Here is a 755-nt window from a genome sequence, read left to right as displayed (position 1 = left end):
TGGCTGAACCTTATTTTCTCTATCGCCTTGTCCACGTCTTTAACAGTAGGGGGAATATATGATTTCACTTGCAGTACGGCTTCTTCTATTTCGTAGCCTGCGTATTCGGGATTCTGCGCCAGTTCCCCGTAAATGGCACTGAAACATTCAAGGTGTCTAATCTTCACCGTCTTGGTTTTCTTGTTCGGCATGGCTCAATCGAATTTGGTTAATAACTGCGCATTCCTTATCCGCTCCTCCTGCTCGAAACTGGCGAGGTAGTTCTCCGTGATGGCAAGGCTTGAATGCCCCAAACTCTCGGATATGTAAGCGATGTTCGTTCCGCTGCGTTTTAAGACAGTCGCATAGGAATGCCGGGCGGAATAGGTCGTGAAACGTGGGACACCGACAGCTTGGGCTATTTTAGCCAAAGCGATGTTGCAACGGTGCGTTACCCGTCTGACAATATTGGAAATGACAAATTCGTCCTCCGTTTCTCTGGCGTACTTGAACAGGAAAGTATCGGGTTTCCCATCGTCAGGGTTTCCCCACCGTTTTATAATATCCCGCATTTCGGGAGTGAGTACCGCCCTTATTTCCCGTATATGGTTGGACGTGTGCGATGTCTTGGAGCGTACAAAGCAGATTTCACCGTCCACGATGTTCCCATACCGCAAGAAAAGCATATCCCTGAAATTGATACCGTTGCACAGGTAGGAGAAAAACCAAAAATCCCGGTACTTCTCAACGGTCTTGCTGCCCTTGTATGTCACGAC

The 755-nt window shown here is 48.2% G+C and carries 1 protein-coding gene and 1 pseudogene; both read right to left on the bottom strand.

Annotated features, from left to right (window positions below):
- Positions 1–191: pseudogene (locus DWX33_RS22235) on the bottom strand (hypothetical protein); the annotation flags it as partial.
- A 3-nt stretch (positions 192–194) separates the two neighbouring features.
- Positions 195–755: tyrosine-type recombinase/integrase (locus DWX33_RS22230; protein ID WP_147425528.1), on the bottom strand; the 561-nt coding region annotated here is incomplete at its 5' end.

Source organism: Parabacteroides sp. AF19-14 (assembly GCF_003635485.1).
Taxonomy (GTDB): Bacteria; Bacteroidota; Bacteroidia; order Bacteroidales; family Tannerellaceae; genus Parabacteroides; species Parabacteroides distasonis.
The sequence above is the reverse complement of the archived record's forward strand: the minus strand, read 5'-3'. Positions and strand labels throughout refer to the sequence as shown.